At 44.8% G+C, this 26,655-nt stretch carries 19 protein-coding genes and 1 pseudogene; 8 read left to right on the forward strand and 12 right to left on the reverse strand.

What is annotated here, in order from left to right; all coding sequences use genetic code 11:
- Nucleotides 1-166: 166 nt before the first annotated feature.
- Nucleotides 167-1,585, forward strand: coding sequence for a magnesium transporter (locus L2740_RS06545; RefSeq protein ID WP_420833510.1), 1,419 nt, complete (start codon nucleotides 167-169; stop codon nucleotides 1,583-1,585).
- 63 nt (nucleotides 1,586-1,648) lie between these two features.
- Here the strand turns inward: L2740_RS06545 and L2740_RS06550 are convergent, their stop codons facing one another.
- From L2740_RS06550 to L2740_RS06565, 4 genes are all read right to left on the reverse strand, one after another.
- The gene (locus tag L2740_RS06550; RefSeq protein ID WP_248949290.1) at nucleotides 1,649-2,908 is read right to left on the reverse strand and encodes a hypothetical protein; all 1,260 of its coding nucleotides are present in this window, start codon (nucleotides 2,906-2,908) and stop codon (nucleotides 1,649-1,651) included.
- A 14-nt stretch (nucleotides 2,909-2,922) separates the two neighbouring features.
- A complete protein-coding gene (locus L2740_RS06555) occupies nucleotides 2,923-3,906 on the reverse strand; it encodes a hypothetical protein (protein ID WP_248949291.1) in 984 nt (327 codons plus the stop codon).
- Between the two features lie 22 nt (nucleotides 3,907-3,928).
- Nucleotides 3,929-4,477 carry an imm11 family protein gene (locus L2740_RS06560; RefSeq protein WP_248949292.1) on the reverse strand — a complete coding sequence of 183 codons (549 nt, stop codon included), beginning with the start codon at nucleotides 4,475-4,477 and terminating at the stop codon, nucleotides 3,929-3,931.
- Between the two features lie 248 nt (nucleotides 4,478-4,725).
- Nucleotides 4,726-5,487 carry a class I SAM-dependent methyltransferase gene (locus L2740_RS06565; protein ID WP_248949293.1) on the reverse strand — a complete coding sequence of 254 codons (762 nt, stop codon included), beginning with the start codon at nucleotides 5,485-5,487 and terminating at the stop codon, nucleotides 4,726-4,728.
- A gap of 283 nt (nucleotides 5,488-5,770) precedes the next feature.
- On the opposite strand from L2740_RS06565, the gene L2740_RS06570 reads away from it, so the two are divergent.
- From L2740_RS06570 to L2740_RS06580, 3 genes are all read left to right on the forward strand, one after another.
- Entirely contained in the window at nucleotides 5,771-8,062 is a 2,292-nt protein-coding gene (locus tag L2740_RS06570; protein WP_248949294.1) for a multiheme c-type cytochrome, read from the forward strand.
- A gap of 295 nt (nucleotides 8,063-8,357) precedes the next feature.
- A complete protein-coding gene (locus L2740_RS06575; RefSeq protein WP_248949295.1) occupies nucleotides 8,358-9,593 on the forward strand; it encodes a winged helix-turn-helix domain-containing protein in 1,236 nt (411 codons plus the stop codon).
- 104 nt (nucleotides 9,594-9,697) lie between these two features.
- The gene (locus L2740_RS06580; protein ID WP_220781598.1) at nucleotides 9,698-10,540 is read left to right on the forward strand and encodes a 23S rRNA (adenine(2030)-N(6))-methyltransferase RlmJ; all 843 of its coding nucleotides are present in this window, start codon (nucleotides 9,698-9,700) and stop codon (nucleotides 10,538-10,540) included.
- Nucleotides 10,541-10,616: 76 nt separating this feature from the next.
- Here the strand turns inward: L2740_RS06580 and L2740_RS06585 are convergent, their stop codons facing one another.
- The 3 genes from L2740_RS06585 to L2740_RS06595 all read right to left on the reverse strand — a co-directional run bounded on the left by L2740_RS06585 (nucleotide 10,617) and on the right by L2740_RS06595 (nucleotide 13,329).
- Complete coding sequence (locus tag L2740_RS06585; RefSeq protein ID WP_248949296.1) at nucleotides 10,617-10,877, reverse strand: hypothetical protein; 261 nt, start codon at nucleotides 10,875-10,877, stop codon at nucleotides 10,617-10,619.
- A gap of 45 nt (nucleotides 10,878-10,922) precedes the next feature.
- Nucleotides 10,923-12,317, reverse strand: coding sequence for a M28 family peptidase (locus L2740_RS06590; protein ID WP_248949297.1), 1,395 nt, complete (start codon nucleotides 12,315-12,317; stop codon nucleotides 10,923-10,925).
- 133 nt (nucleotides 12,318-12,450) lie between these two features.
- Complete coding sequence (locus L2740_RS06595; protein ID WP_248949298.1) at nucleotides 12,451-13,329, reverse strand: LysR family transcriptional regulator; 879 nt, start codon at nucleotides 13,327-13,329, stop codon at nucleotides 12,451-12,453.
- 100 nt (nucleotides 13,330-13,429) lie between these two features.
- Between L2740_RS06595 and L2740_RS06600 the strand changes: the two genes are divergently transcribed.
- Entirely contained in the window at nucleotides 13,430-14,872 is a 1,443-nt protein-coding gene (locus tag L2740_RS06600; protein ID WP_248949299.1) for an MATE family efflux transporter, read from the forward strand.
- Nucleotides 14,873-14,906: 34 nt separating this feature from the next.
- Here the strand turns inward: L2740_RS06600 and L2740_RS06605 are convergent, their stop codons facing one another.
- The 3 genes and pseudogenes from L2740_RS06605 to L2740_RS06615 form a co-directional block, all read right to left on the reverse strand.
- Nucleotides 14,907-15,617 carry a lytic transglycosylase domain-containing protein gene (locus L2740_RS06605; RefSeq protein ID WP_248949300.1) on the reverse strand — a complete coding sequence of 237 codons (711 nt, stop codon included), beginning with the start codon at nucleotides 15,615-15,617 and terminating at the stop codon, nucleotides 14,907-14,909.
- Nucleotides 15,614-15,967 (reverse strand): annotated as a pseudogene (locus tag L2740_RS06610) (DUF3137 domain-containing protein); the annotation flags it as partial. The gene L2740_RS06605 and the pseudogene L2740_RS06610, both read right to left, overlap by 4 nt.
- A 63-nt stretch (nucleotides 15,968-16,030) precedes the next feature.
- Nucleotides 16,031-16,600, reverse strand: coding sequence for a LemA family protein (locus tag L2740_RS06615; RefSeq protein ID WP_248949301.1), 570 nt, complete (start codon nucleotides 16,598-16,600; stop codon nucleotides 16,031-16,033).
- 1,062 nt (nucleotides 16,601-17,662) lie between these two features.
- On the opposite strand from L2740_RS06615, the gene L2740_RS06620 reads away from it, so the two are divergent.
- From L2740_RS06620 to yfcE, 3 genes are all read left to right on the forward strand, one after another.
- Entirely contained in the window at nucleotides 17,663-19,282 is a 1,620-nt protein-coding gene (locus L2740_RS06620; protein WP_248949302.1) for an AbgT family transporter, read from the forward strand.
- 377 nt (nucleotides 19,283-19,659) lie between these two features.
- Nucleotides 19,660-21,279, forward strand: coding sequence for an AbgT family transporter (locus tag L2740_RS06625; RefSeq protein ID WP_248949303.1), 1,620 nt, complete (start codon nucleotides 19,660-19,662; stop codon nucleotides 21,277-21,279).
- Nucleotides 21,280-21,449: 170 nt separating this feature from the next.
- Nucleotides 21,450-22,007: a phosphodiesterase gene (gene yfcE, locus L2740_RS06630; protein ID WP_248949304.1), complete on the forward strand. Its 558-nt coding sequence runs from the start codon at nucleotides 21,450-21,452 to the stop codon at nucleotides 22,005-22,007.
- Nucleotides 22,008-22,256: 249 nt separating this feature from the next.
- Here yfcE and L2740_RS06635 read toward each other — a convergent pair whose 3' ends face one another.
- Nucleotides 22,257-25,415: an efflux RND transporter permease subunit gene (locus L2740_RS06635; protein WP_248949305.1), complete on the reverse strand. Its 3,159-nt coding sequence runs from the start codon at nucleotides 25,413-25,415 to the stop codon at nucleotides 22,257-22,259.
- Between the two features lie 9 nt (nucleotides 25,416-25,424).
- Complete coding sequence (locus tag L2740_RS06640; RefSeq protein WP_248949306.1) at nucleotides 25,425-26,576, reverse strand: efflux RND transporter periplasmic adaptor subunit; 1,152 nt, start codon at nucleotides 26,574-26,576, stop codon at nucleotides 25,425-25,427.
- Nucleotides 26,577-26,655: the final 79 nt, after the last annotated feature.

A 26,655-nucleotide genomic window follows, 5' to 3' on the forward strand; every position in this document is an offset into this window, starting at 1 on the left:
CCCAATATCTAGCCCATCAATTCAACCTCTACCCTATCAATACTGCAAAATGCTATTATTGGCATTAGCTAGACTTTATCTTTAACTCTGTAAAACCCATTGCGAGTTAACGATTTAATCAATATAGTTGCGCACTTTTTTAAGCCTCAGTTTAAGGTCGGTTACCATGTCATTGCCAAAAGATGAACTCCCTATCGATAACAGCCAACATCCAAGCGATTCAGAATATGAAGCGCCTGAGTTATCTATGGTTGAAGTGAGCCAATCCGTTGAGCAACTGACCAACGCAGAAGGTGAAGAGCAGGCAGAGCTTTTCGATGAAATGTTAGAAGAAGCAGAGCCAGGTACTGTGGCGCTGTTATTAGAGTCGTTACCGTTAGATGAGCGTTATGAGCGTTGGTCTCAAGTAGATAGCGATGAGCGCATTGCCGTACTAGATCTGATGCGCGCCGACCCGCGTAACGGCATTCTAGATGAGATGCCAGAGGCTGAGCTCGACTTATTGTTCTCGCAAATCTCACCTGAAGACTTGATTGAGTGGAGTGATACGCTATCTGATGCGATGACCGAACGTGCGCTATCGCAAATGGGCGAGCGCCAACGTCAGCACTATGATCGTTATGACCAATACTCTGAAAATGAAATTGGCCGTTACGCCGAACACCAATTTTTAGCACTAAACCTCACCTCAACCGTGTCTCAAGCACAGCGTTTTTTCCGTCGAATCAAGCTCGACTGTAACGATCATGTGTTTTTGCTCGATGATGACGACAAATACATAGGTAGTGTTCGCCGTCACGATGTATTTCGTGCCGCCCCAGAAGCGACTTTAGAAAGTTTACTATGGGAAGACAGTCGCTCAATTTTGGCAGATGCCAGCCTAATTGAAGCAGCAGAAGCAATTGAGCACAGTAACGAATTAGAAATCGCCGTCGTTGATACCAGCGGTATTATGATTGGCCGTATGACACTGCGCACCGCAACGGCACTGGTGCGTGAACACTATGAAGCGCAGTTAATGGCAACCGCAGGTATGGATGAGGACGACGATCTGTTCGCGCCGATTACCGTAGGTGCTCGCCGCCGAGCAGTATGGCTAGGAATTAATTTACTGACTGCCTTTTTAGCTTCAGCCACCATTGGTTTGTTTGAAAATGTATTAGAAAAGGTTGTCGCTCTAGCGGTATTAATGCCGATCGTAGCCTCAATGGGCGGCATTGCCGGTAGTCAGTCATTAACCCTGATGATCCGCGGTATGGCAATGGGGCAGATCTCTTCGGGTAACGTAATGTCGTTACTCAAAAACGAACTGGGTATTGGTATTTTAAATGGTGTGCTTTGGGCCACTGTCATCGGTCTTATTGCCGGGTACTGGTTTAACGATCCAATAATGGGCACTGTAATTGGCGCGGCTATTTTAATTAATATGGCGGTTGCGGCAATAGCCGGAGTGATGGTGCCGATGATCCTGCAAAAGATGAATCAAGACGCAGCGCTATCGGGCTCGGTTATTCTTACCACTGTTACTGATGTTGTCGGCTTCTTCTGCTTCTTGGGCCTAGCCTCAATTTTGTATTTATACTAACAATTGGATTTTCTGAGCACAGAAACTACAAAGCCTAGCTAACAGCTAGGCTTTTTATGCTCACTATTCGTTCTTTTGTTGTTTCTCTTGCGGCACCAATCTCACCGGCACTCCCAATTTAACTAAATAATTGAGAATATATCGACCACTCCAAGCCCAACCACTTAATGAAATGAGATGATTATCCACTCCAATCAGCTTTATATCACCATCAATGTATAAACCTGGTGGCCCAACATCGTCCTCTCCAGCCTGAACATCGGCGTGACTAATATAAGCGATTTCGGCGCATGATATCTTTCTCGAATCATGACCATTTATGCCGGGGATTAATAACCAAAACTTCTCTTTGGTAACACAAACCGCCTTAAACGTGCCAAATCTTACTTCGCTACAAAAAGTAAAAATACACGCTAAGCAAGGCAATGCTAAAAAAACAAACATTATACACATCATAAAAACTACACCGAAGTCAGACATACCTTCAGTGCGAGTAACAATATCACCAAATTTATTGCGATAACGGCCTACAGGAAACATAAATTTAAATAGATCAGGCAGCCAACAAACGTAAACGTATAGGCCGACAAGCCCAAAGCAAAATGACTTAATACTATTACGCCACGATTTTTTAGTCAGCGTATACCCCGGCGTTATGGATAGATGCTGATTTAACTGTGCAATAACCGTTTTGGCATCATCACCTTCGAACGGATCTTCCTCAAGCGAGATAGTGCCAACAAACACAAGCTCTCGCAGTTTAGCTTCATCTTGCTCGGTTAAAACCTCCGCTGGCAGGGGTAATGTTTCAGCGGATCGGTTAACCAAATAAATATCAAACCTTTGTAGTAACAAGCAATTAGACTGCTTATTTTCGAGCAGTAAATACTGCTCGGCCAAAGGTAAAACAAGCTCATCTAGGCGCTGCAACCGTTTGTAAACCAATACAGATAAGCAAACTTGATAAGCCACAATGACCAGCGTTAATGTGCTGATATTTGCCAAAGCATAGATATTGCTAACAGCAACAATCAAGATGAAACAAGCAAATACCCATTTATCAAAGCCTGATATTTGCGCTGACTTTGATACCCGTAGCGCGCCATCTTTCAGGTAAATCTGTTGGCGTAACTTAGGTTTAAAAACAAAACTGACAATCACATAAAGCGTTGCGAAAACCGTTAGCACCAGTGAGATAGCCTGAGCATCATAAAAACACGCACCAATTAGAAAACCTAAACCAATCACTAACGAGGCTTTTTGAAACATGCTTCGTGTAAAGGGGGTGAGGACTGTGTCTTGAATAATGGCTCCTGTGTTCACAGCATCTCCCACGCTTATCCGATTGGCGCTATGGCATCAATTAACTGACTCAAAAAGGCAGATTCATCTTGGATAAAGCTATTTTTCTTATGCTCTATTAGTGTCACTTGGGGCAATTTGGCGGTTAAAATTTGATTCATCAACTCTCGTTCTGACGGATATTGATAAAAGAGCTTGCCCGTTACATAAGCGTTATCTCGCTGCCACTCAGCGAACGATATTGAAAAGCCAGCCCCTGTTGGCACACTGATTTGTGCAAATAACTCAGGGTCAATATAGCGAGCGAAGTTATAGAGGCCGTGTAATTCGACTGCAAAACATTTCTCAAGTGCGCCATATACTCGGCTGCGGGCAAAACCAAGGCTAGCTTGCTGCAATGCTTCGCTCGCGCGGCTACTATCACCTTGCATCAAGGCCACTAGAAAATGTATAACCGCAGCATCCAACACTGGCAGCTTCTTTTTCAAAAACTTTTCAGCCAAAGCTAATACGTCTGTTTGTTTAGCTCGGTCCTGATAATACAGTGAAGTAATGAGGTTCAGCGCGGGGGCGTTGTAGTAGGGATACTTGCAAAATGGTAAATCTGCTGGTGCAAATGACTGAATAATTTCGAAATCATTACAAGCAAAGGCCGCCACTATATTGTGATAAAAACTGCTGTGGTCAGTACCACCAGCGGTTATTGCACTCGATAATAGTCTTTGCCTTGTGGACTGAAAAATAACGTCATTAAGCATCTGGCAATCTTGGGTGGTGAACGCCTGATAACATCCAAATAGCTCAACCGGCTGAGTATCTCGCAGACATCTCGCTACCGCCTTTGACAAGTCATTTCGATTTGCAAATAACTTAACCGTGTCTTCTGGCTCAAGTTCAACGCAATACAATTGCTGCAATTCATTCCATGAACGGGTGTAAGGATAAGTCTCAGAAAAACGTTGCAGGCGCTCTTCGGCGAGTTTGTTATAAAGAGTTAAATACTTTTGGGCGTTATCCATAATAATCTCAATCCCTCACCCACTATGTCGATGTAGCAGCGAAATCAGCAGGGACAAAATCGATGCCACTGACACCGGCTTGCTCTAGAGCAAATTTGACTCGCTCATTGACATAATAAACTAGTTTGTAATTCGATAGAGTGAAGCAGTCATGAGTGATTGTGGTACTCAAAAGCCGCAGTTTATCAAGCTTTTCACTCGAAACCTTAGCATAGCCACCAATCACCTCTTTAAAGCGTTTGGCATTAGATGCTACAGGATCAAGTAGATCATAATCCGCGATGCAATTCATAAATGCAAAACAGTGGTCAACCGTGTCAGCGTGCACCTCAACAGGCACAAACTGTAAACCGCTAAACTGATTTTCTAAGAAGATTTGCTGCACTTTTTCGCTCGCTAAAAAGCCAATACCGAGTTTTAAAAAGTCAGACATTGCCCGGCCTTCATAAAAAGTATCTAAGCTGACAGCTGGCGGTGTAGCAAATGATTTAGGCTCTGTGTGATAAAAGTTAAGCTGCTGAGGTTGCTGCTCAGTGAAGCTCGCTTCGTCAGGCTCAAAAACTGCGGACAACAAATAATAATTCATAAGTAAACGTACTCAACAACTACTTTCAAATAAATGGTCTCTGATAATGCCATGTAAATCAATAGCATTTACTTATCAGAACTGCGCTAACTTGCTATCGAAAAGCAAGCTCTCCCAACCACTCAATTTCGCTATTAGCCTAGTAACTACTGCGATTTAGGTAGTAAAAAGCCCCTTCTTAACAAGTTTAATAAGGGGCTTTCTTCAACAATATCGCTAGATTGATTGTCTTACTAAGTTGTCATTGCTGCTTTCACGTAAACATCGAAACGATTTTTCTTAGTGGCAATCACCATGCTAGGTTTTGCACCATCTAAATCATCGGCATAATCGGGACGTTTAACCACTACGCGCTTTGTAGCGAGTGCCATAGCCGGTGCTAACAAACCATCGGCATCAAGATCGGCGCCAACTAATGACTGAAAAACCCGCATCTCTTTTTTCACTAATGCTGACTTTTCGCGGTGCGGATACATAGGATCTAAATAAACCACGTCGACTTCGGTACTTGATGCTTTAGCCGCATCAGCTAGCGAATCAATACTTGAGCCATGAAACAAGCTCATACGCTCACGCATCCAATCGCCAATCTCAGCATCTTCATAGGCGCGACGTAAACCATCTTCTAGTAAGGCAGCCACTACTGGATGACGCTCAACCATCAATACCTTACAGCCTAAGCTTGCCAGTACAAAGGCATCACGGCCAAGGCCTGCAGTGCCATCAACCACGGTAGGCGTTACACCTTGCTTAAGACCGACCGCTTTAGCGATTGATTGACCACGACCACCACCAAACTTACGCCGATGCGCCACAGCACCTGTCACGAAATCCACCGAAATGCCCTTTAATTTAGGCTCATCACGCTTGATTAATGTCAGTACATCGTCTTCAAATATCAGTTCAAACGCGGCATCGGGATCGTAAACAAGTCCCCAGCGTTCACTGGCGGATTCAATTGTTGGGTAATGGCGATTAAAGAAAATGCTGGTCACAATTAGGCTCTAGTTAGAAATACTGACAAAGTGATGATACCACTACACATGCCGAAACCATATCTACCACTTTAGCCTCTAGTAATGATTTCAGGGCTATTTTGAACAATTTTGCAGCTCAAAAACCCTCAAAACAGCTCAAATCAACTGAAAAGCACCTAAAAAACTTCAAGATAACTATAAATAGGTAGCTGTTCACATCCTAGCCGATCTGCTTAAGGCACACTTTTTCCGCCGTTGATAAATCAACTGGCTCTAAAAAGAAATAAGCAGGATAAAAATGATGATGACTCCAAAAACTTTAAATAAGAAGCTGTGTTATGCCACGCTACTTGCTGCATGCTCAATCGGTATGACAGCCTGTTCTGGTGATGACGGTAAAGACGGCGAAGATGGTCAGCCTGGCGGCAACACCACCACGCAAGCTGAAGTGCTAACACTAACCCTGACTAGCACTACAATTACCGATAACGTGTTGAGTATCGATTTCAGCGCCGAGAACGAACTGGCGATTCCAGTGATAAAAATCGCCGCGATTAAAGTCAATGCCGCGCAGTTACTGCCACAAATTGAAGGCGAGCGCTCACAATGGCAAAAGCTAGCTGGTGAAACCTGCTCACCAACTAAAGGCTGCGAAGGCACTTTAGTTGATAACATGGATGGTAGTTACCGCTACACCATGAATGCACCGCTATCTATGGGCGATGTAAGCCATAACAGTGACTTCACTCAGCGTGTTCTATTTAGCGTGTTAGCAACAGACAATATTCCAGCTACTGAAGTTATCTCTGACTTTAAAGTTGATGGTAGCGAAGTCACTGACAACCGCGGCATTATCGATGGTAGTTCATGCTTGAGCTGTCACGACGATATAGCCTCAATTAAACACGGCGGCGCTAACATTGAGAACTGTGCAAGCTGCCACACCAGCAACAACATGGACAACCCTGCTATGGTTTGGCCGGTATTGGCGCACACTGCCCATATTGGTATAACCCCACAAGCACTAGGCAACTGCGCAAGTTGTCACGCTAAAGAAGTCAGTGACACTGAGCTACAAGCCACTAACTGGAACTTAGTACCGACTCGTGAAACCTGTTCTAGCTGTCACGACATGACCACCAATCCAGTTTACGATCACAGCACTCAGCCAGATAATGGCAACTGTTTAACTTGTCACTCACCTGAAAATACTTATGAAGTTCATTTAAGTAAGTCAGAAAAAGCCGTAGCGGAAGATGAGCGTAACATCGTCAATATCAGCCTTGAAGAGGCCAAACTTGTTGAGCAAAATGGTGAACATTACGCTGAAATTAGCTTTGCCCTGCTTGATCGCCAAGGCGAACGTATTAGCGTAGCGAACAACAACCCAGCCGACGCTGATTGGATTAAGAACCTACAGCTATATGTTAACTGGGGAACCTCTGTCGACTTCACCACCAGCCGTGGTTACAGTATTTTCGTTAAGAGTAATAAGAAAGACATTACTCAAGACGGCAGTGGCAACACGCCAGCAGGTGAACGTGAACGTACACCGCTACACGGCTCACAAGACAATGTGTTTACTTACCTAATGGGTCCAATTGTTACTCAGGACGCTATCTCAGGCGACTTGATTGATGATGCAGGTTTTATCACTAACCGCTTTATTTACTGCTTCGATAGCGCGCAAAATCTAGTGAGCTGTGATCAAGCTGGCCACACTAAAAATGCTGAAGCAAACAAGCGTTGGTTCTTTGATAAAAATGGCCTAACTGATGCACCTGAAGCAAAGCGTCCGGTGATTGTGAGCAACAAAACTTGTGGTACTTGCCACGGTTACGATGAGTTTAACGATAACACTGAGCTAGCTTGTCGCAACTGCCATAGCCGCAAAACAGAGATCAACAAAGAGCTGGCCGATACCACTTGTTTCTCAGGTCATGACCACGATGAATTAGATGAACATATTCGTCCGTTTGCAGAGCGCGCTATGATGCCAGGCGGCAAGCCAGGCTTCTTAAGTTCTACGGCTGACATCGTTGACCCATGTTTAGCGTGCCATAACCCGAACACGCCACCAACTCAGGCGATTCGCGAAATGCACACTAAACCAAGTGATTGGGATTATGTTGAGCAATTAACCGTGAGCCACCCTGACCACAAAGTATGGATGCACTCACTGCACACTAACCAACGTGCCACTCAAGATCGCGAAAACGGTGTACGTAACATTGAGTTCCCAGCAGACACAGCCAACTGTTACCGCTGTCACGAAGGCGACACCTTTGGCGTTGACCGTTTAACAGCTGTGGGTCGTCCACTAGCACTAGATTTGGACTACAACCCAGACTCACGTGCTCACCCAGCTACCGATATCACGGTTGATGCTTACACCTCACCCGTTTCAGCAACTTGTTACGCTTGTCATGCTAAGCAAGAAGACGCTAACGGTAAGATGGTGATCAATAAAGCCGTCCGTGCCCACATGGAGCAAAACGGCGGTCGATTCGGTGTTGCAGCCAACGAGCTACAAGTTGAAGCGTGCGCTGTTTGTCACTCGTTAGACAACCTTAAACAGGTGCATAACCTTTAAGGTTAAGCCAAAAAGTAATTGATGTCCCTGCAAGTACATCAAGCAGCCCGGCGTTTCACGCTGGGCTGCAACTTTTATAGTAATCACAAATATTCAGCTGCTCGCCCACAAAGTGACGGGCTTAAATTGAGAGTTTATATGCACAAATTGACTTTCTCAGGCCGCAATAATAGTTGAGCTAGGCAGCAAGCAAGCGAGAAATCAGGAAGTCGATCAAAGTTTACAGGCTTAGATTTCCACCGTAATAAACCTCAGAATATACTCAATTAGATATCTGTTTTATTAGAGAATACCCGTGCAACTAACGTCAACGCTAAGCTTAAACGTGGTTCAGCAATATTTATTTGATGCTGAAGACTCGTCACGTATCGAACTCAGCTTCGCCGAGACTGCTGTGCTACAACTGATGCTTAAGCATCAAGGTACGCTAATTACCCGAGAAGCCTTGCTAGAAGCTGGCTGGCACGACAGAGTTGTTTCAGCATCGTCATTACAGCAATGCATCAGTGTGCTACGTAAAAAGCTGGCCAATTACCCAGAAGTCGAACTAAAAACCATTCCAAGACACGGCTATGTGCTGCACCTTACAACGCCAAGCCAAAGCAATCATCGCTTTAAAAAACCAACAGCAGCGCTACTGTTTGCCGTAGCGGTTATCGCGTCAGTTATCTTACTTAGTTACACCTATTTAAATCACCATCAAGCGCCCTATAACGAAAACTTAGTGAACAGCAAACTCAGCAACGTTAGCGGTAATATGCGAGTGTTTACCCCAACTGAACAAGTGCAACTATCTGCCGAGCTAGCCAATAAACGTCTTGCAAATCAGATCAGTAACGAGCCTAACTGGCAAGCGCCATTTACTAGCTTTAGTAGCTTTGCACTGCTCAGCGACAAGATGGACAGTTTTGCCATTTGCCCTGACTACCAGCAAGAACAATGCAGTGGTAAACAGTTAATCAACATCAGTAGTGAAACCAAGCACGGTAGCCAACTCGAGTTATCAGACTTTCTCACCACTAAGATTAGAATGGAGCAAAAAACCTATAACAAGCTAGAGTTACCTGAGCTAAAGGCTCATCAAGGCGATTTAAAAGAGCAGATCTATCATGGCGATCTGTACTTTGCGATTGATGATCACCGCCTTGTTCGTAGCGACATTCGTATCTCATTGGTCGATCTCACACCTGATAGCGGTATATTTTACTTTGCAGCCTGTATTACAGATGAAGACTGCTACACCACGCCAATCCGCTATGAAGTTCGCGGTCAGTTCAAGCGTACCAGCGAAAAATGGCAACAACGCACCGTTGAGCGCTTTGATATTGAAGTCAGCAAAACCACCCTTTCATCGCCTAATGCATTGTCTGATACTGCGCAAATCATCTATCTTGCCCTCAGAAAGCAGCATTTAACCCAAGAGCAATTAAGCTTCTACCGCGTCTATCAAGATGATGGCACCGCCATCTGGCAGCTGCCATTGGTAGAAAACAATATGATGTGGATGCAGCGACAAACCCTGAAGCTGTAAGCGGCTATTTGCCTTATCTAGCTTGTCGATTAACACTCAGTTCTGCACATCCGTGCGGTTTGGGTATATAATCAGCGTTCTTTCCATCTTTGGTTTTAAACGCAATGTTAAGTTATCGTCACGGCTACCACGCTGGCAATTATGCCGATGTTCTCAAGCACGCAATTTTGCTGCAAGTTCTTAAACTCATGCATAAAAAAGATAAGCCAATGGCTTATATCGACACCCATGCAGGAGCTGGCGGTTATGCGTTAACTGACGAGTTTTCAAAGAAAACCGGCGAATACCTAGATGGCGTAGCCAGACTATGGGAAAGAACCGACTTACCAGAGTCGCTAGTGCAGTACATTGAAGATGTAAAACACTTCAACCAAGGCAAACAAGAGTTAGAGTTTTACCCTGGCTCGCCAGCATTTGTAGATATGAACATGCGTGAAAAAGATCGCATGGTATTGCACGAACTACACGGCACTGACTATTTAACCCTTGAAGAACAATACACTGGCGATCGCGCAGTTCGTGTTATCAAAGGTGATGGCCTTAAAGGTCTAATTGCTGCCGTGCCGCCACTTGAGCGCCGCGGCGTGATTTTGATCGATCCAAGTTATGAGATCAAAACTGACTACCAAGATGTGGCCAAAGCAATTATCAAAGCCCACAAACGCTTCGCCACTGGCGTATACATGCTGTGGTATCCGGTTGTTGATCGCGAGCAAACCGAAGGCATGCTGAAATTACTTGCTGAAAGCGGCATTAAAAACCAATTACGTATCGAGCAAGCAATCAAGCCTGATAGCAATGAATTTGGTATGACAGCAGCAGGCCTGTGGATCATTAACCCACCATGGCAGCTAGATACTACCGCTAAAGAGATGCTGGATTATCTAGAGCGTCGCCTTGGCCATAACGGTGGCAAGACTATCGTTAAGCAAGAAGTGCCAGAATAACTCACTTCAACAGTCGTCTTAGGTTTCATCAAAGCCCACGTTTTAACGTGGGCTTTTTGTTTATCGCCATTCGCAACTACAGACACTCTTGAGCATCATTACCCTGACGAGCAAACACGCCCAAAATGGCATTGATGACCCCAACCTCAGTATCTCTATTATTCGCTGATGATTCCGAACTACCGCCAATCACTTGCCGTTGCTCTCTCTGCTCAGCATTACTATGTGCGCCACTAACAAAGTCACAGCCAGCATTAGCAGCTGTGTTTGCTGAACACCCCGATAATGCAGCGCTGAGCAGTATTATCATCACAATCCTTTGTACTAGCTCTAGCATAAATCCTTGTCCTATTTATTCAAAAATCGACTCCATCAGGTCGCTTTAAAATGCACCTGCTGCGCCGGGGAAAACTACCGGACTTGCATTGCCATTGGCACTCACACTAGCAACACCAAACAGGTAATTATCGATCACCATATTGTTTAAGGTGAATGAATCGACTTTGCCGACATAACGGCTATGGGTCCATTCAGGCTCTGTAGTTAAACGCCAATATACACGGTAACCAACCACATCTTTAGCGTCACTTTGCTGCCAACTCAGTGTGGTATTAGCTGACACTTTACCCGCTATGGTCACTTCGCTTGGTGGCGCTGGTGCCCATGCCATTGAGGCTAAACTAATCGCATTAAGCGCAGTGAGCTTGGCATTAAAATCAAAATCGACCCCCTCAATTACATCACCATAAGCAATGCCATTTTCGACGCGAATATCTTGATGCTGACGGTCATAGTGCTCGTTAGTTTCCATGATCCGCACCGCAGGCAAGCCTGCTTTATTGAAGGGTAAATGGTGACCACCGCGACCGAATCTGTCTAAGCGGTACACCAACATTACATCTAGGTTTGTCATGTATTGGTCGGCTAATGTTTTGATCTTACGAGCAAGATTGCGAGATGCTGAATCATTCTCACCACCACTAAAATAACGCTCTTTAGCTTCATCGGCAGTTTCGGCAATACGCACTCCTTCAGAAAACACCCGCACCGAGCGATTATCAATAACACCGTTAATTCCGGCGATATTGCCTATCATGTCGTTATTGAGCACAGCCTCTACGCGCCAGTTTTTATCTTTTGCATACTGAGCGAGAGTTGCTCCGCCATACAAGCCTTGCTCTTCACCCGACAGCGCCGCATAAACAATGGTGCCTGCAAACTGATACTGCGACAGCACTCGCGCCGCTTCTATGGCACCAGCCACGCCAGAAGCGTTGTCGTTAGCGCCGGGGGATATCGCTTTAGCATTCATCACATCGGTTACCCGTGAATCAATATCACCACTCATCATTACCACACGTTTTGGGTCAAGCGTGCCACGCTGAATAGCAATAACATTCACCACTTCAGTGGGATTAGGGATGCGTTTACCCGTTACAGTATCGCTTAAACTAATCACCTCTAAACAGCCACCGCAGTCTTTAGATATTTGCTCAAATTCCGCATGGATCCAACGCCTTGCGGCGCCAATACCTTGAGTGTCAGACTCGGTTTCCGACAATGTATGTCGGGTACCAAAGCTCACCAGTTTAGCCACGTCTTGATGCAAACGGCTGGCGGAGGTGGCGTTGGCAATATCGTATAAACGCATATCTTCAGTTGAGGGAGCAGCAGTTAACCGTGCATCTTGGTTAGCAAAAGCGGCAATAGGTATTAACAGAGATAAAGCAGCCACGCTTGAGGTCACGCGGCTTTTGATTGAGGAAATAGATTGCATAATCGGCGCATTCTTTTGTTGTTATTTTAAACAACACAGTAGCAAAATCCGTCGCCTAAAACAGACCAAAGCAGTAAAGAATTGTTAATAGGTATGTCTATACACTTGGGCAGTAAACCTAAACCAATAAAGGTTAATGCAACACCGAGTGTAACTCATCAAACAACCAGTGCATCACCGGGCCGATTTGTTTATCGCGGCGGTTTACCACGCCCATTTCCACCAGCAATGGCTCGGTAATATATTCGGTTGAAAGCTCTTTTAGATCTTCAATGTACCAGTCTGATTTAGCGACATGCTCAGGCACTAACGCCCAGCCCACGCCTTGTAGCACCAGCGCAACGATGTAGTAATAACTATCTATATACCAATAGTTTGCAGATAAAGGCGGTGTTTGCGATTGCCCAGTAATATCACAAATAGCCAGCTGCCTATATTGCATCAGTTGCTCTAAGGTTGGCGCAGGATTAGATGCTAATGCATGGGTAGGGGCAACAACTAAGCTCTGCTTAAACTGACCAATCGACATAAAGTCGAGTGAGTCTGGCAGCATGGTTGAACTGTGGAACATAATACCGATATCGGCCCGCCCCGCATCGACCCACAGACCGATATCTTCTTGAGAGCCGTTGATAATGGTTAGCTTAAGCAACGGGAACTGAGTTGAAATTCGCTGAAACAGTGCCTCAAAAGCGGTTACAGGAACCGCTTCATCCATCGCAACTGTAAGCGTGACCTCTTCTCCAGACGTTACCGTCATCGCTCTGGCATTAAGACGTTGGCATTGCGCTAATACTGATTGCGCCTCAATAAACATCTCTTCGCCAAGTTTAGTCAGCACAGGTAGTTTGGCACTGCGATCAAACAACTCAAAACCAAGATCTGCCTCTAAGTTACTCACCGCGGTACTAATTCGCGACTGCGCCTTGCCCATTTTGCGCGCCGCAGCAGAAAAAGAGCCAAGCTTAACCGCATATACAAACGCGTTAAGCTCATCCAATGTCCAGTTCATCCACCCACCAACCTATATCAAAAACAGATAGTAACTAACTTTATTCAATCTCAAATACAGAGTAACTTGCCGGGCTTTATTGTTCAATATTGATATATCCATGCTAGATCCAAACATCGAAACGACACAAACCCAATCAATCGGCCGCACATTCTGGCGTTACACCTTGCCAGCCATTGCCGCCATGCTAGTTAACGGTTTATACCAAATCGTCGACGGGATTTTTATTGGCCATTACATAGGTTTCGAAGGACTCGCTGCAATCAATATGGCTTGGCCGGTGATCTACTTTATGGTGGGTTTTGGCATCATGGTCGGCATGGGTAGCGGTAGCTTGCTGTCAATTCAACGCGGTAAAGGCGACACCCGTGCAGCGCCAACTATTTTGACCAGCAGCCTAATGTTGATGCTAGGTTTGGCTGCTATATCTACCACTGTATTATACTTTTTCAGCACAGTGTTTTTAGAGGCGCAAGGTGGTGCAGACAATACCTTAGTGATGGCACAAGATTATATCGGCGTGTTTACTTGGGGCGCTCCAATTACCGTAATCGCTTCAGCTATTCCGTTGCTTATTCGTAATGATGAAAGCCCCAACATTGCCACCGGCTTAATGGTGTTAGGCGCTGTCATCAATATTGCTCTCGACTATTTACTGATCGGCGTATTCAATTTTGGCTTATTAGGCGCATCGATCGCCACCATCAGCGCACAAGCGGTTGTGTGTATTCTTGGCCTTATCTATTTTTGTTCGCACGTCAGTAGCATTAACTGGTCAGCTAAATTTAGCTGGTTTAATGGCGCTTTTGCGCAGCAAATTGTACTACTTGGCTCATCTAGCCTATTTATGTATTTGTATACCAGCTTTGTATTTGCCCTGCACAACCGATTATTCACTGAGTACGGCACACCGCTAACCGTTGGCGCATTTGCCATTGTTGGTTACCTTATGGTGCTGTATTACTTAATCGCTGAGGGTATTGCTGAAGGTATGCAGCCGCCTGTGAGTTATTACTATGGCGCTGAACAGCATGAAAATATTAATAAAATGCTCAAGCTGTCGGTAAAGGTGACCTTAATTGCAGGTGCGAGCTGGGTGTTACTACTCAATCTATTACCTGAAACCATGGTTGGCTTGTTTAACAATGATGATCCATTGTTAATCGCAACGGCTGTTGAAGGTATTAAAATGCACCTGTTCGCCATGCCGTTAGATGGCTTTATTGCGCTATCTTCAATCTACTTTATGGCGACTAACCAGGGCGTTAAAGCACTAGTCATTGCCTGTGGCAACATGCTTATTCAACTACCATTTTTAATGATTTTACCTAAGTTTTTAGGGGTAAATGGTGTGTGGATGGCAATGCCGCTGTCTAACATTGCTTTGTGTTTAATCGTGGTGCCTATGGTGTGGTTGGATATTAAAACTCGCGCCAAAAAGGCCAATCAAGCTAAAGCAGAACAAGCTAAATCTGAACAAACTAAATCGGAACAAACTAAGTCAAACAAAGACGAGTTAAACCAAGCTGCCGTAGCACTATAGTCATCTAATACTTTAAATCATATTGCTCAAGCGTTTAGCCTCTTCGGTAACGCTTGAGCAGTATTTGCACCCGCTCCACATAGGCGCGGGTTTCAGAGTATGGCGGTACGCCATTATACTGCTCAACCCTTGATGCGCCGGCGTTATAAGCTGCACATGCCAAGGTAATATCACCATCAAAACGTTTTAGCAGCTGAGCGAGATAACGGCTTCCGGCAGCGATATTTTCTTGCGGATGAAATGCATCAACCACGCCTAACTCTTTTGCTGTTGCAGGCATTAACTGCATCAAACCTTGCGCACCAACTTTTGATATAGCTTCTGGCTTAAATGCTGATTCAGCATGGATCACCGCACGGATAAGTGCTGGCTCTAACTGGTAAGTATGAGCAGCTGCGGCAATTTGTTGCTTATATAATGAGGTAAATAGCGGGATTGATTGCCAGTTAATATTCGAGTCTGGTTGGCATGCGTAACAGTCAAACAGTAACACTTGGTAATGCCCTTGCTGCGGTGCATAGTCGCTGAATACTAGGTTGCCGTCTGCATTGCGATAGTGATAAACCTTTTCTCCCTGCTCAGCTTTAGCCACGTCAGAGCTCATTGATATAGGCTCCGAGTTAACGACTGATCGAGCTAATGCACTTTTATTTGCTGGCTTAGCAACAAAGTGTGGCTTACTGGTCTCTGCCACCACATTAGCTGACAATACTGCAAGCATGAGTCCCAGCCATCGAGTCATCATAATCCGTTCGACTGCTCTAATTTCAGTACATCAACTATAGCAAACAGCTGCTTCATCTCTCTATTTATCTGACTAAATTCATATTCAAAAGTCGCAGGCTTAAATATAGATGCCATTTCAAAGCGATCTTGTTTGCTACCGAGCATGATCAGCAATTTATTACGGTAAAAGGCACACTGGATCTTATTGCCAAAACTGGCAGACAAAGCCTGTAAACGCTCCATAAAGCTCACCGTTAACAGATAACGCGCCTCAATTTGGTCGCTGGAAAACACATCAAATTGTTTTTCAAAAATAGGCTCTTCTAGCTTTACTCGATCTAAGCTTTTAAACGAACCAGACAGGAAACTAAAAATATTCATAATGTTAGTTTTCTTGTCTCCTTTACCTCGTTCCCCTGTAGCAAAGCTGCGCTATTTCAAGAAATCAGCGGCATCCACTGGCGCTTTAGCAGCCTCGTCAGCTTCATAAAATGGCATCACCTTAACCTTGGCCATTGATGCGATAATCGACCCGGGAAAGATTTCAACAGCTGTATTTAACTCAGACACGGCCGAATTATAAAAACGACGAGCAGCAGCAAGCTGAGCTTCAACTTCGTTATAAGTTTGCATGGCTTGCAGCATAGTATTGTCAGACTTTAGCTCAGGGTAGTTTTCAACGCTGACCATTAGCTGTGACATTTTTTGATTTAGTTTTTCAGAGACTTGCAGATGCTGCTTAACGGAGTCGGGATCGACATCATCGTAGCCTTTAGTCGCTAACGTTCTAAGCTCGGTGATTTCAGTCAGTAAGGATTTCTCATGCTCCATGTATTTTTGGGCGATCTTGAGAATGTTTGGTACAAGATTCGAGCGTTTTTTAAGTTGAACATCAATACCAGACAAAGCTTCACGACCAGTATTACGCTTTTTAATTAAGCTCACATACCAAAGGTAGCCAACAATAATCAGTAGGCCTAACCCTAATAATATCCCTTCCATTTGTACTTCCTATTATTCTTTTTAATGGCAACTGACTCACCTTAGCCGCTGTAATTGGACAACAAGGGTAAAACCAGTTTCATTGTTATTGCCATACTGTTACTTATTTGAGTAACTAAATCCAGCTTATGTAAAGATTTATCCATTCTTTAAAAGCGTTACTTTTTAAGCACACATGCAAAAAACTCTCGCCACCTACCCTATAAGCTTATGTTTAAACGAACATTAATGGCTGACTTAGCTCATTTTTATATTTAAATAAGCAAAATTAGCTAGCCGTGCGTAAAATTTAACTTACAAATAATGTAACCAATTGAAAAATGATAGATATATAACGAATATAATCAGTGCTTTTTTGAACAACTTATTTCTCATCCGCGTCAATTTCGACTATTTATCAAGTTAAAATTTAAACTTAACTCCACTTTTATTTAACTTTGCTCTTACTCGGCTATTTATCATGGTTTATCTGCAAGCGTTAACCTAAATCAGCCATATAGAACAAATGCCAGCGGTTATGAGCATCATAAACCTATTCAGCAGCAGTACAGCTTGCCCTAGTTATAGTTATCCCACTCCTAACGGACAACTAATCCATTTATCCCCTTCGGACTCATTCATATGAGTCCTTTTTTTTGCCTGTAATTTAATTTTCTCTATATAGATAAGCACTTTGAAATATTCATCTATCTACAAAACACTGTGCGATTTTTATGTGTACTTAGTCGGTCAATCATTCAGCCTAGATACAGCTAGCACTAGTTATAGTAATTCCATTCCCAACGGAAATTGTTAATCAATCCCTTTTAGACTCATCCTATATGAGTCTTTTTTTTTGCCTCTAAATCTAGCCTGAATAATCCCATTATCTAGTTAAAAACCGCACTACAGCTCGATTTCTTATGTTTTTGTTATCTCTGCTAAATCGTTCGATTTAAGGTTTAATTAATTTTATTTATCCATCATGACACATAGGCTTAACAATAAATGCTCATTAGTAGCTACTCAGGCCACACATCAGTAGAATAATAAAAATAATAATTAATATTGAAGGAAGACCTTATGAGCTCCAATAACGGCGATAGCTTACCTTTGCCTGGTGACGTCCCCTCTGACCCCAACAATCAACCTAGCGGTTGGTTTGTTCGCTTCCTTAACGTTGTAGAAAGACTCGGTAATTTACTACCTCACCCTATTACGCTGTTTGCAATGTTCTGCGCTGCAGTCGTGGTTATTAGTGGTATTGCTGGATACTTTGAATTAACCGTTGTAGACCCACGCCCTGAAGGCGCTTCGGGCCGCAGCGCTGATGGCTTAATCCATGTTGTCAGCCTGATGAACGCCGAAGGTCTGCGGATGATAGTCTCCAACTTGGTGACTAACTTTACCGGCTTTACCCCGCTAGGAACCGTGCTTGTAGCCTTATTGGGTGTCGGTATTGCCGACCGTTCAGGCTTATTGTCTGCCGCGATGCGTTTGCTGGTTATGGGTGCATCTAAGCGCTTAGTTACACTCACCTTAGTCTTTGCTGGTATCGTTTCAAACACCGCATCAGAGTTAGGCTACGTGGTGTTAATCCCGATGGCTGCGATGATCTTCCACTCGTTAGGGCGTCATCCTCTAGCTGGCCTTGCAGCAGCATTCGCCGGTGTATCGGGCGGTTACAGTGCGAATTTATTACTGGGCACTGTTGACCCTCTGCTTTCAGGGATCACCGAAGCTGCAGCGCAAATGATCGATCCTGACTACTTAGTTGGCCCAGAAGTAAACTGGTACTTCATGTTTGTCTCTACCTTCTTGATCACCTTCTTAGGTGCATTCGTTACTGAGAAAATTGTTGAGCCAAAGCTAGGCAAATATGATGCTAGCGAAGCAACAATTGATCTTAGCGAACAGAAGATGGATACCGTCAGTGCCCTTGAGAAAAAGGGATTAAAAATCGCCGGCCTTGCGGTATTAGTGATGTCTGCACTACTGGCGTTAACCATTATTCCTGAAGGCGCACCTCTTAGAAATCAAGAGACGGGCTTAGTCGCTGGCTCGCCATTTCTAAAAGGCATTGTGGCGTTTATCTTTATCTGTTTCGCTATTCCTGGTCTGGTTTATGGCCGTGTAGTGGGCAGCATGAAGCGCGATATTGATGTCATTAACGCCATGTCTAGCAGCATGAGCAGCATGGGCATGTATATCGTTTTGGTGTTCTTTGCTTCGCAGTTTGTGGCTTTCTTTAAGTGGACTAATTTAGGTGCTGTGCTTGCGGTTTCGGGCGCTGACGCACTCAATGCAGTAGGCCTTACCGGCCCTTTAGTATTTGTGCTGTTTATTATGATGTGTGGCTTTATCAACTTAATGTTAGGCAGCGCTTCTGCCCAGTGGGCTGTTACCGCACCTATCTTTGTGCCTATGCTAATGCTAGTAGGTTACGCACCAGAAACCATTCAAGCGGCTTACCGAATCGGTGACTCGGTGACTAACCTGATTACGCCGATGATGAGCTACTTTGGCCTTATTTTGGCAGTCGCTTCACAATATAAGAAGAACCTAGGTATTGGTACGCTAGTTGCTACTATGCTGCCATACTCAATCGTGTTCTTTATCGGTTGGACCTGCTTCTTCTTCCTTTGGGTATTCGTAATTGGCTTACCTGTTGGCCCAGGCGCAGCAACCTACTACACGCCATAATAACCAGCGTTTACTCATTAAAATATAAAGGCCTAACTCTTGATAGTTAGGCCTTTTTCATCGCTACTCAGCAAAGAGTGGATACAGGAGACTCCCAGCAACTAGAGTCATTTTACAAGCCTATTTATCAAAGCCTGCCCAGCAGTAAGCATGTTTTTGCAGCAAAGCCGTGCTGCTGGTCACTATTGCAGCTTTTGCTTTATTAATAAGCGATCCATTTAAGGTTCAATTAATTTTGCTTATCCATGATGCCAGCACCTTCAATTTAATAGAAGTCAGCATCTTAGCGCCAATCAAACGCTATTCCTGCCGCAGATATACTCAAAGCAATACCAAAATAATTAAAAATAATAACAACATCTTGTAAGGAAAAATCCATGAGCAGTAATAACGGAGATCGCCTGCATCAGTCAGGCGGTGCCTCTTTAGATCCTAATAATCAAGTCAGTGGTTGGTTTGTTCGTTTCCTCAACATTGTCGAAAAACTTGGCAACCTACTGCCTCATCCTATTACCCTTTTCGCCATCTTTTGCGGTGCGGTTATCGTTATTAGTGGTATCGCCGGATACTTTGAATTAAGTGTGGTTGACCCAAGACCGGAAGGTGCAGCGGGCCGCAGTAGTGACGGTATGATCCATGTTGTGAGCCTGATGAATGCTGAAGGTTTACGTATGATTGTCTCTAACTTGGTGACTAACTTTACTGGCTTTACCCCGTTAGGCACTGTGCTTGTTGCCCTCCTAGGTGTGGGTATTGCCGAACGCTCAGGGCTATTATCTGCAGCAATGCGCTCATTGGTTATGGGCACATCAAAACGCTTAGTCACACTTACTATCGTATTTGCAGGTATCGTTTCTAATACTGCTGCAGAGCTCGGATACGTGGTGCTAATCCCGATGGCGGCGATGATTTTCCACTCGTTAGGGCGTCATCCTCTAGCGGGTTTAGCTGCAGCCTTTGCCGGCGTGTCGGGTGGTTACAGTGCCAACTTACTTCTGGGCACGGTTGATCCATTGCTATCAGGGATCACCGAAGCTGCCGCGCAAATGATTGATCCAAACTACACCGTTGGCCCAGAAGCAAACTGGTATTTTATGTTTGCTTCTACCTTCATCATTACCTTTTTAGGTGCTTTTGTTACCGAAAAAATCGTTGAACCTAAGCTCGGAAAATACGATCCGACTCAAGCGGCCAATGACCTCGGCGAAGCCAAAATGGAGCAAATTAGTGCGCTTGAAAAGCGTGGCTTAAAAGCTGCTGGGATCGCAATCTTAGTGATGTCAGTGCTATTAGCGCTGACTGTTGTGCCTGAGGGGGCTCCTCTTAGAGATCCAAAAACCGGATTAGTCTCTGGCTCGCCATTTTTAAAGGGCATTGTCGCCTTTATCTTTATCTGCTTTGCCATTCCAGGCTTAGTTTATGGCCGTATCGTTGGCACGATGAAGCGTGATATCGATGTGATTAATGCCATGTCTCACAGCATGAGCAGCATGGGCATGTATATCGTGTTGGTATTCTTTGCCTCACAATTTGTGGCTTTCTTTACTTGGACCAACCTAGGCTCAGTCTTTGCTGTCGCAGGTGCTGATGCGTTGCAAGCAATCGGCCTAACGGGGCCACTCGTATTTGTTATCTTCATCGCTATGTGTGGCTTTATTAACTTAATGCTTGGCAGTGCTTCAGCACAGTGGGCGGTAACGGCACCCGTATTTGTACCTATGCTAATGCTCGTCGGTTATGCACCAGAAACCATTCAGGCGGCATACCGGATTGGTGACTCGGTAACTAACCTTATCACGCCGATGATGAGCTACTTTGGCCTCATTTTGGCTGTTGCAACCCAATACAATAAGAACCTAGGTATTGGCACATTAATCGCGACTATGTTGCCATACACTATTGTGTTCTTTATCGGCTGGACTAGCTTCTTCTTTATCTGGGTATTTGGTTTTGGCTTACCTGTAGGCCCTGGCGCAGCAACCTATTACACACCTTAATTTTTAAGTTGTGAACAAAAGGCTTAGCTATTTAGCTAAGCCTTTTTCCTGATTGGTACTAGCCTTACTTCACAGCCACGCAAACCTTTACAGACTATAATAAGCTCAATACTCATCGAACATGCTCTGATAGTAATCAAAGCTATTACCTGTAGAACAAGTCCTCGCTTATGAAACTATTTATCGCTTCCGATTTACACGGCTGCTTATTGGCAACCGAAACTATGCTAGCTCGCTTTGAAGAGTCTAATGCTAATCATCTTATTCTCTTAGGCGATCTGTTAAACCACGGCCCGCGTAACGCCATTCCTGACGGCTATAATCCCGTTGCAACCGCTGAAGCACTTAATGCTTATAGCAAAATGATTATTGCTGTGCGTGGTAACTGCGATAGCGAAGTCGACCAAGCCTTGCTGCAGTTTCCCATCACAGCTAGCTACGCTCATGTGCTGCTACCGCAGATGCGTTTATTCTTAACCCATGGCCATATTTATCACCCAGACAACCTACCACCACTGCAAAGCGGCGATGGTTTACTCTATGGTCATAGTCATATTCCCGTGGCTGAATATCGCGATGATATTTTGCTATTTAACCCCGGCTCAACCACTATCCCTCGCGATAATGGCCGAGCTTCATACGGTTTGATTACTGCCACAGAATGTCAGGTTCACGCTTTAGATAGCGACGAGATTTTACTAAGCTGCTCGATACGCCTTAAAAGATAGGTGCTAGGAAAAGCAAAACATAGATCCTAGGGGAAAGCTAAGACAGAAAAGCAACAGTCAAAAATATCAGGCTCAACGAGTCCTTTATGACGTTGCTTTTTGGCTTTAATCTTTTCCTCGCAGGCGCGCAGCACCATCCTCGTAGTGAGCCTGCGAACGCCCTAGAATCTAGGTCCTATCTTTAACAACAAAAAGCCCAGCATTTGCTGGGCTTTTTAGTGTTAGCGAATGAACTAAGTTACCTTGAGGTTACTTGTTCGCTTTCGCGGCTTTGGCTTCTGCCTTAGCTGCTTTCGCTGCATCTCGTTCGCGCTTACTGAACATACGCTCAACAATGACGAAGAAGATTGGGATAAAGAAGATCCCCATAAAGGTCGAGCTCATCATACCGCCGAGTACCGCCGTACCGATGGCGTTCTGGCTACCAGAACCTACACCGCTACTAATCGCTAACGGCACAACACCTAGACCGAATGCTAGTGACGTCATTAGAATCGGACGTAAACGCACTCGAACCGCGTGTAGCGTTGCTTCAACTAGGCCAGCGCCTTTCTCATAGAACTCTTTGGCGAATTCCACAATCAAGATGGCGTTCTTGGTTGCCAGACCCACAGTGGTTAGTAGACCTACTTGGAAGAATACGTCGTTTGGCAAACCACGACCATTCATCGCAATCAAGGCACCGATAATACCTAGTGGCACAACTAAGATAACCGCAAATGGTACAGACCAGCTTTCATATAACGCCGCTAGAACCAAGAATACTACTACGATAGACAAGGCATATAGCATAGGCGCTTGGTTGCCCGATAGACGTTCTTCATAAGAAAGACCGTTCCACTCGATACCAAATCCTGGTGGCAGTTTCTTAACCATAGCTTCGATGTCATCCATCGCTGCACCGGTACTGTAACCTGGCGCCGTACCACCTTGAATGTTCATCGCTGGCAAGCCACCGAAACGTTCTAGACGTGGAGAACCGTATTCCCAAGTTCCTGATGCAAATGCAGAGAAAGGTACCATTTCACCCTTATCATTACGCACATACCAAGAATCGAGATCCTCTGGTTGCATACGGTATTCAGCTTCACCTTGTACGTAAACTTTCTTCACACGACCGCGGTCGATAAAGTCATTTACATAGTTACCACCCCAAGCTGTGCCCAGTACGCTATTCACTGAGTCAATATCAACACCTAAAGCACGTAGCTTACCGTGGTCGATATGAACTTGATACATTGGCGCATCTTCCTGACCGTTAGGGCGTACACCCACAAGGTTTGGATTCTGCGCTGCCATACCTAGCAACATGTTACGTGCTTCAACTAGCTTGTCATGGCCTTGACCATTCTTATCCTGCAAGTAGAAGTCGAAACCGTTAGCCGTACCTAGCTCAATAACCGCTGGCGGTACAAAGGCGAATACAAAGGCTTCTTTCATCCCCATAAACATGCCCATTGCACGGTTAGCCACAGATTGTACGTCTTGACCTGGTTCGCTACGCTCTGCCCAGTCTTTTAGACCAACGAAGGCGATACCCATGTTTTGACCGTTACCCGCGAAACTAAAGCCCGATACGCTAAATACAGACTTAACGTTAGCCGCTTCATCGTTCAGGTAAAAGTCTGTCACACGCTCAAGTACTTGTTTAGTCTCTTGCTGGGTCGAGTTCACTGGCAAAATAGCCTGTGTAAACAAGATCCCTTGGTCTTCGTCTGGTAAGAATGCGGTTGGCATACGCATAAAGATCCAACCCACAGCAACAGTAATCGCTAGGTACACCATCATAGTGCGACCTGTGCGCTTAATCATTGCAGCAACGCTAGCTTCGTAACGTGATGTTAGTGAGTCAAACTTGCGGTTAAACCAACCAAAGAAACCCGTTTTTGCATGGCTTTCGCCTTTAGCAATTGGCTTTAACATGGTCGCACAAAGTGCAGGCGTTAGAATAATCGCCACCATTACCGATAGCGCCATCGCTGACACAATCGTAATCGAGAACTGGCGGTAAATAACACCGGTTGAACCAGACATAAATGCCATTGGCACGAATACAGCAGAAAGTGTTAAACCAATACCGACTAGTGCACCAGTGATTTGGTCCATCGACTTCTTGGTCGCTTCAATGGGGCTTAGCCCCTCTTCTTGCATAACACGTTCAACGTTCTCTACCACAACAATCGCGTCATCTACCAGAAGACCAATTGCCAGTACCATTGCAAACATGGTTAGCGTGTTAATTGAGAAGCCGGCAGCGGCCAAAATGGCAAACGTACCCAGTAGAACCACTGGCACCGCAATCGTAGGGATTAGCGTTGCACGGAAGTTCTGCAAGAACAGGTACATGATCAAGAATACTAAAACAACCGCTTCAAGCAGTGTATGCACAACACCTTCAATTGATTTCTCAACGAATGGGGTTGTGTCGTATGGATAAACAACTTCCATACCGTCTGGGAAGAAAGGCTTAAGCTCTGCAATTTTAGCGCGTACACCTTCAGCTGTAGCCAAGGCGTTCGCACCTGTTGCTAACTGAATACCAATACCTGCAGCAGGCTTACCGTTGTAAAACGATTCAACCGCATAGCTTTCAGCACCAAGCTCAACACGCGCGACATCTTCTAGGAATACTTTCGCACCAGAAGTGTCAGCCTTAATGATGATCTTTTTAAACTGCTCAGCTGTTTGTAAACGGCTTTGAGCCGATACCGTAGCATTGAGCTCTTGGCCTGCTAAAGATGGCGCGCCACCTAACTGACCTGCTGAAACTTGAGCGTTTTGCTCACGGATTGAGGCAATAATATCTTGGCTTGTTAGGTTATATTGCGTCAGTTTTAATGGATCTAGCCATATACGCATCGCATATTGCGCGCCAAACAGCTCAATCGTACCCACACCAGGAACACGACTTAACGGGTCCTGAATGTTAGAGCCTACATAATCGGCAATATCGTTTTTATCAAGTGAACCATCTTGTGATACGAAACCCGCTACCATCAAGAAACCTGCACTCGACTTACTTACGTTAACACCTTGCGCCTGAACTTCTTGCGGTAACAGTGGCATTGCAAGCTGTAGCTTGTTTTGCACCTGTACCTGCGCGATATCAGGATCCGCCTCAGCGTTAAACGTTAGCGTAATTTGCGCATTACCAAAGCTATCACTGGTCGATGAAATGTAACGTAAGTGGTCAAGACCTGTCATACGTTGCTCAATAACCTGAGTTACTGAGTCTTCCATCGTCTTAGCCGAAGCACCAGGATATACAGCACTGATCACCACCGATGGCGGTGCAATGCTCGGGTATTGCGATACCGGTAAGCCCACAATTGAGAGCACACCTGCCAGCATCACAATAATAGCGATCACCCATGCAAAAATAGGGCGATCGATAAAGAAACGTGCCATAACTCTGCCCTATTTCTGTTGTGTTTCTGGTTTCTTATCAGCGACCAAAGGACCCGCCTTTACTGGTGCGCCTGGACGAATTTTTTGTAGGCCTTCAACAATTAGCTGATCGCCAACTTTCAAACCATCAAGAATACGCCATTGATTATCAATCACTTCTGCTGTGGTTACGATACGTGCGGCAACTTTGCCGTCTTCAATCACCATGGCAACCGCTTGGCCTTTAGTGTTACGAGTAATCGCTTTTTGCGGTACTAGAATCGCTTCAGGATCGGTGCCAGTATTTAGCACTGCACGTACATACATACCAGGCATTAATGTACCATCCGGGTTAGGGAACTCTGCACGAATAATCACTGAACCTGTATTTTCATTTACAGTCACTTCCGCGAACTGTAATACACCTGTATGGCCGTATGGTGTTCCGTCTTCAAGGATCAATTCAACATTCGCATTGGCAGCCGCTTCAATTTGACCACGCTTTAACTGAGACTTAAGGCGTAACATTTGTGCGCTTGACTGAGCGATATCAATATTGATTGGATCTAACTGCTGAATTGTTGCCAATGTTTGACTTTGATTTGCAGTAACCAATGCGCCCGGAGTGACATCTGACTTACCGATGCGACCAGAGATAGGCGCAGTAACTTTAGTGTACTCAAGATTAATCGAGGCAGTGTTAATCGCCGCTTTAGCAACCGTTACACGCGCCATTGCTTCTTTGTAAGCCGCATCAGCTTCGTCATAATCTTGCTGACTGATTGAATTTAGCTTTATTAGTTTGGCAAAACGTAATGCCTTAGCTTTAGCAGAAACTAATGCCGCTTCTGCACTGGTTAGATCCGCTTTTGCAGAAACCAATGCCGCTTCATAGGTAGATGGTTCGATCTGATATAAAGATTGTCCTTTTTCGACATCTCTACCTTCAGTGAAACCACGGGTCATAATAATACCACTCACCTGAGGACGCACTTCTGCCTCTAGGTATGCCTTACTACGACCTGGTAATTCAACCATAATAGACTGTGGTTTGGCAGCAATGGTGATAGCGCCAACTTCCATAGGTCCACGCTGCTGCGGTCCCTGCTCTGGTTTTTGCTCACAACCACTTATCCATAACGCCACACTTAAAACAGAGGCAATTTTCACTATTTGCCGCATGAGAACTCCTAATAAAAGCCATCTACTCGGTAATATTTTTTTTGAAAGCAGAAAGTGCCGTCAAACCCACCTTTGGAAG

The sequence above is a fragment of the Shewanella pneumatophori genome (assembly GCF_023283895.1).
In the GTDB taxonomy this organism is placed as follows: Bacteria; Pseudomonadota; Gammaproteobacteria; order Enterobacterales; family Shewanellaceae; genus Shewanella; species Shewanella pneumatophori.

Bases quoted from the DNA above. Each gene is read 5' to 3' on its own strand.
- L2740_RS06600 (WP_248949299.1), top strand. From the start codon at position 13,430: ATGCTAGATCCAAACATCGAAACGACACAAACCCAATCAATCGGCCGC.
- L2740_RS06640 (WP_248949306.1), bottom strand. From the start codon at position 26,576: ATGCGGCAAATAGTGAAAATTGCCTCTGTTTTAAGTGTGGCGTTATGG.
- L2740_RS06585 (WP_248949296.1), bottom strand. From the start codon at position 10,877: ATGCTAGAGCTAGTACAAAGGATTGTGATGATAATACTGCTCAGCGCT.
- L2740_RS06635 (WP_248949305.1), bottom strand. From the start codon at position 25,415: ATGGCACGTTTCTTTATCGATCGCCCTATTTTTGCATGGGTGATCGCT.
- L2740_RS06615 (WP_248949301.1), bottom strand. From the start codon at position 16,600: ATGGAAGGGATATTATTAGGGTTAGGCCTACTGATTATTGTTGGCTAC.
- L2740_RS06580 (WP_220781598.1), top strand. From the start codon at position 9,698: ATGTTAAGTTATCGTCACGGCTACCACGCTGGCAATTATGCCGATGTT.
- L2740_RS06590 (WP_248949297.1), bottom strand. From the start codon at position 12,317: ATGCAATCTATTTCCTCAATCAAAAGCCGCGTGACCTCAAGCGTGGCT.
- L2740_RS06595 (WP_248949298.1), bottom strand. From the start codon at position 13,329: ATGAACTGGACATTGGATGAGCTTAACGCGTTTGTATATGCGGTTAAG.
- L2740_RS06545 (WP_420833510.1), top strand. From the start codon at position 167: ATGTCATTGCCAAAAGATGAACTCCCTATCGATAACAGCCAACATCCA.
- L2740_RS06605 (WP_248949300.1), bottom strand. From the start codon at position 15,617: ATGATGACTCGATGGCTGGGACTCATGCTTGCAGTATTGTCAGCTAAT.
- L2740_RS06620 (WP_248949302.1), top strand. From the start codon at position 17,663: ATGAGCTCCAATAACGGCGATAGCTTACCTTTGCCTGGTGACGTCCCC.
- L2740_RS06625 (WP_248949303.1), top strand. From the start codon at position 19,660: ATGAGCAGTAATAACGGAGATCGCCTGCATCAGTCAGGCGGTGCCTCT.
- yfcE (WP_248949304.1), top strand. From the start codon at position 21,450: ATGAAACTATTTATCGCTTCCGATTTACACGGCTGCTTATTGGCAACC.
- L2740_RS06555 (WP_248949291.1), bottom strand. From the start codon at position 3,906: ATGGATAACGCCCAAAAGTATTTAACTCTTTATAACAAACTCGCCGAA.
- L2740_RS06570 (WP_248949294.1), top strand. From the start codon at position 5,771: ATGATGACTCCAAAAACTTTAAATAAGAAGCTGTGTTATGCCACGCTA.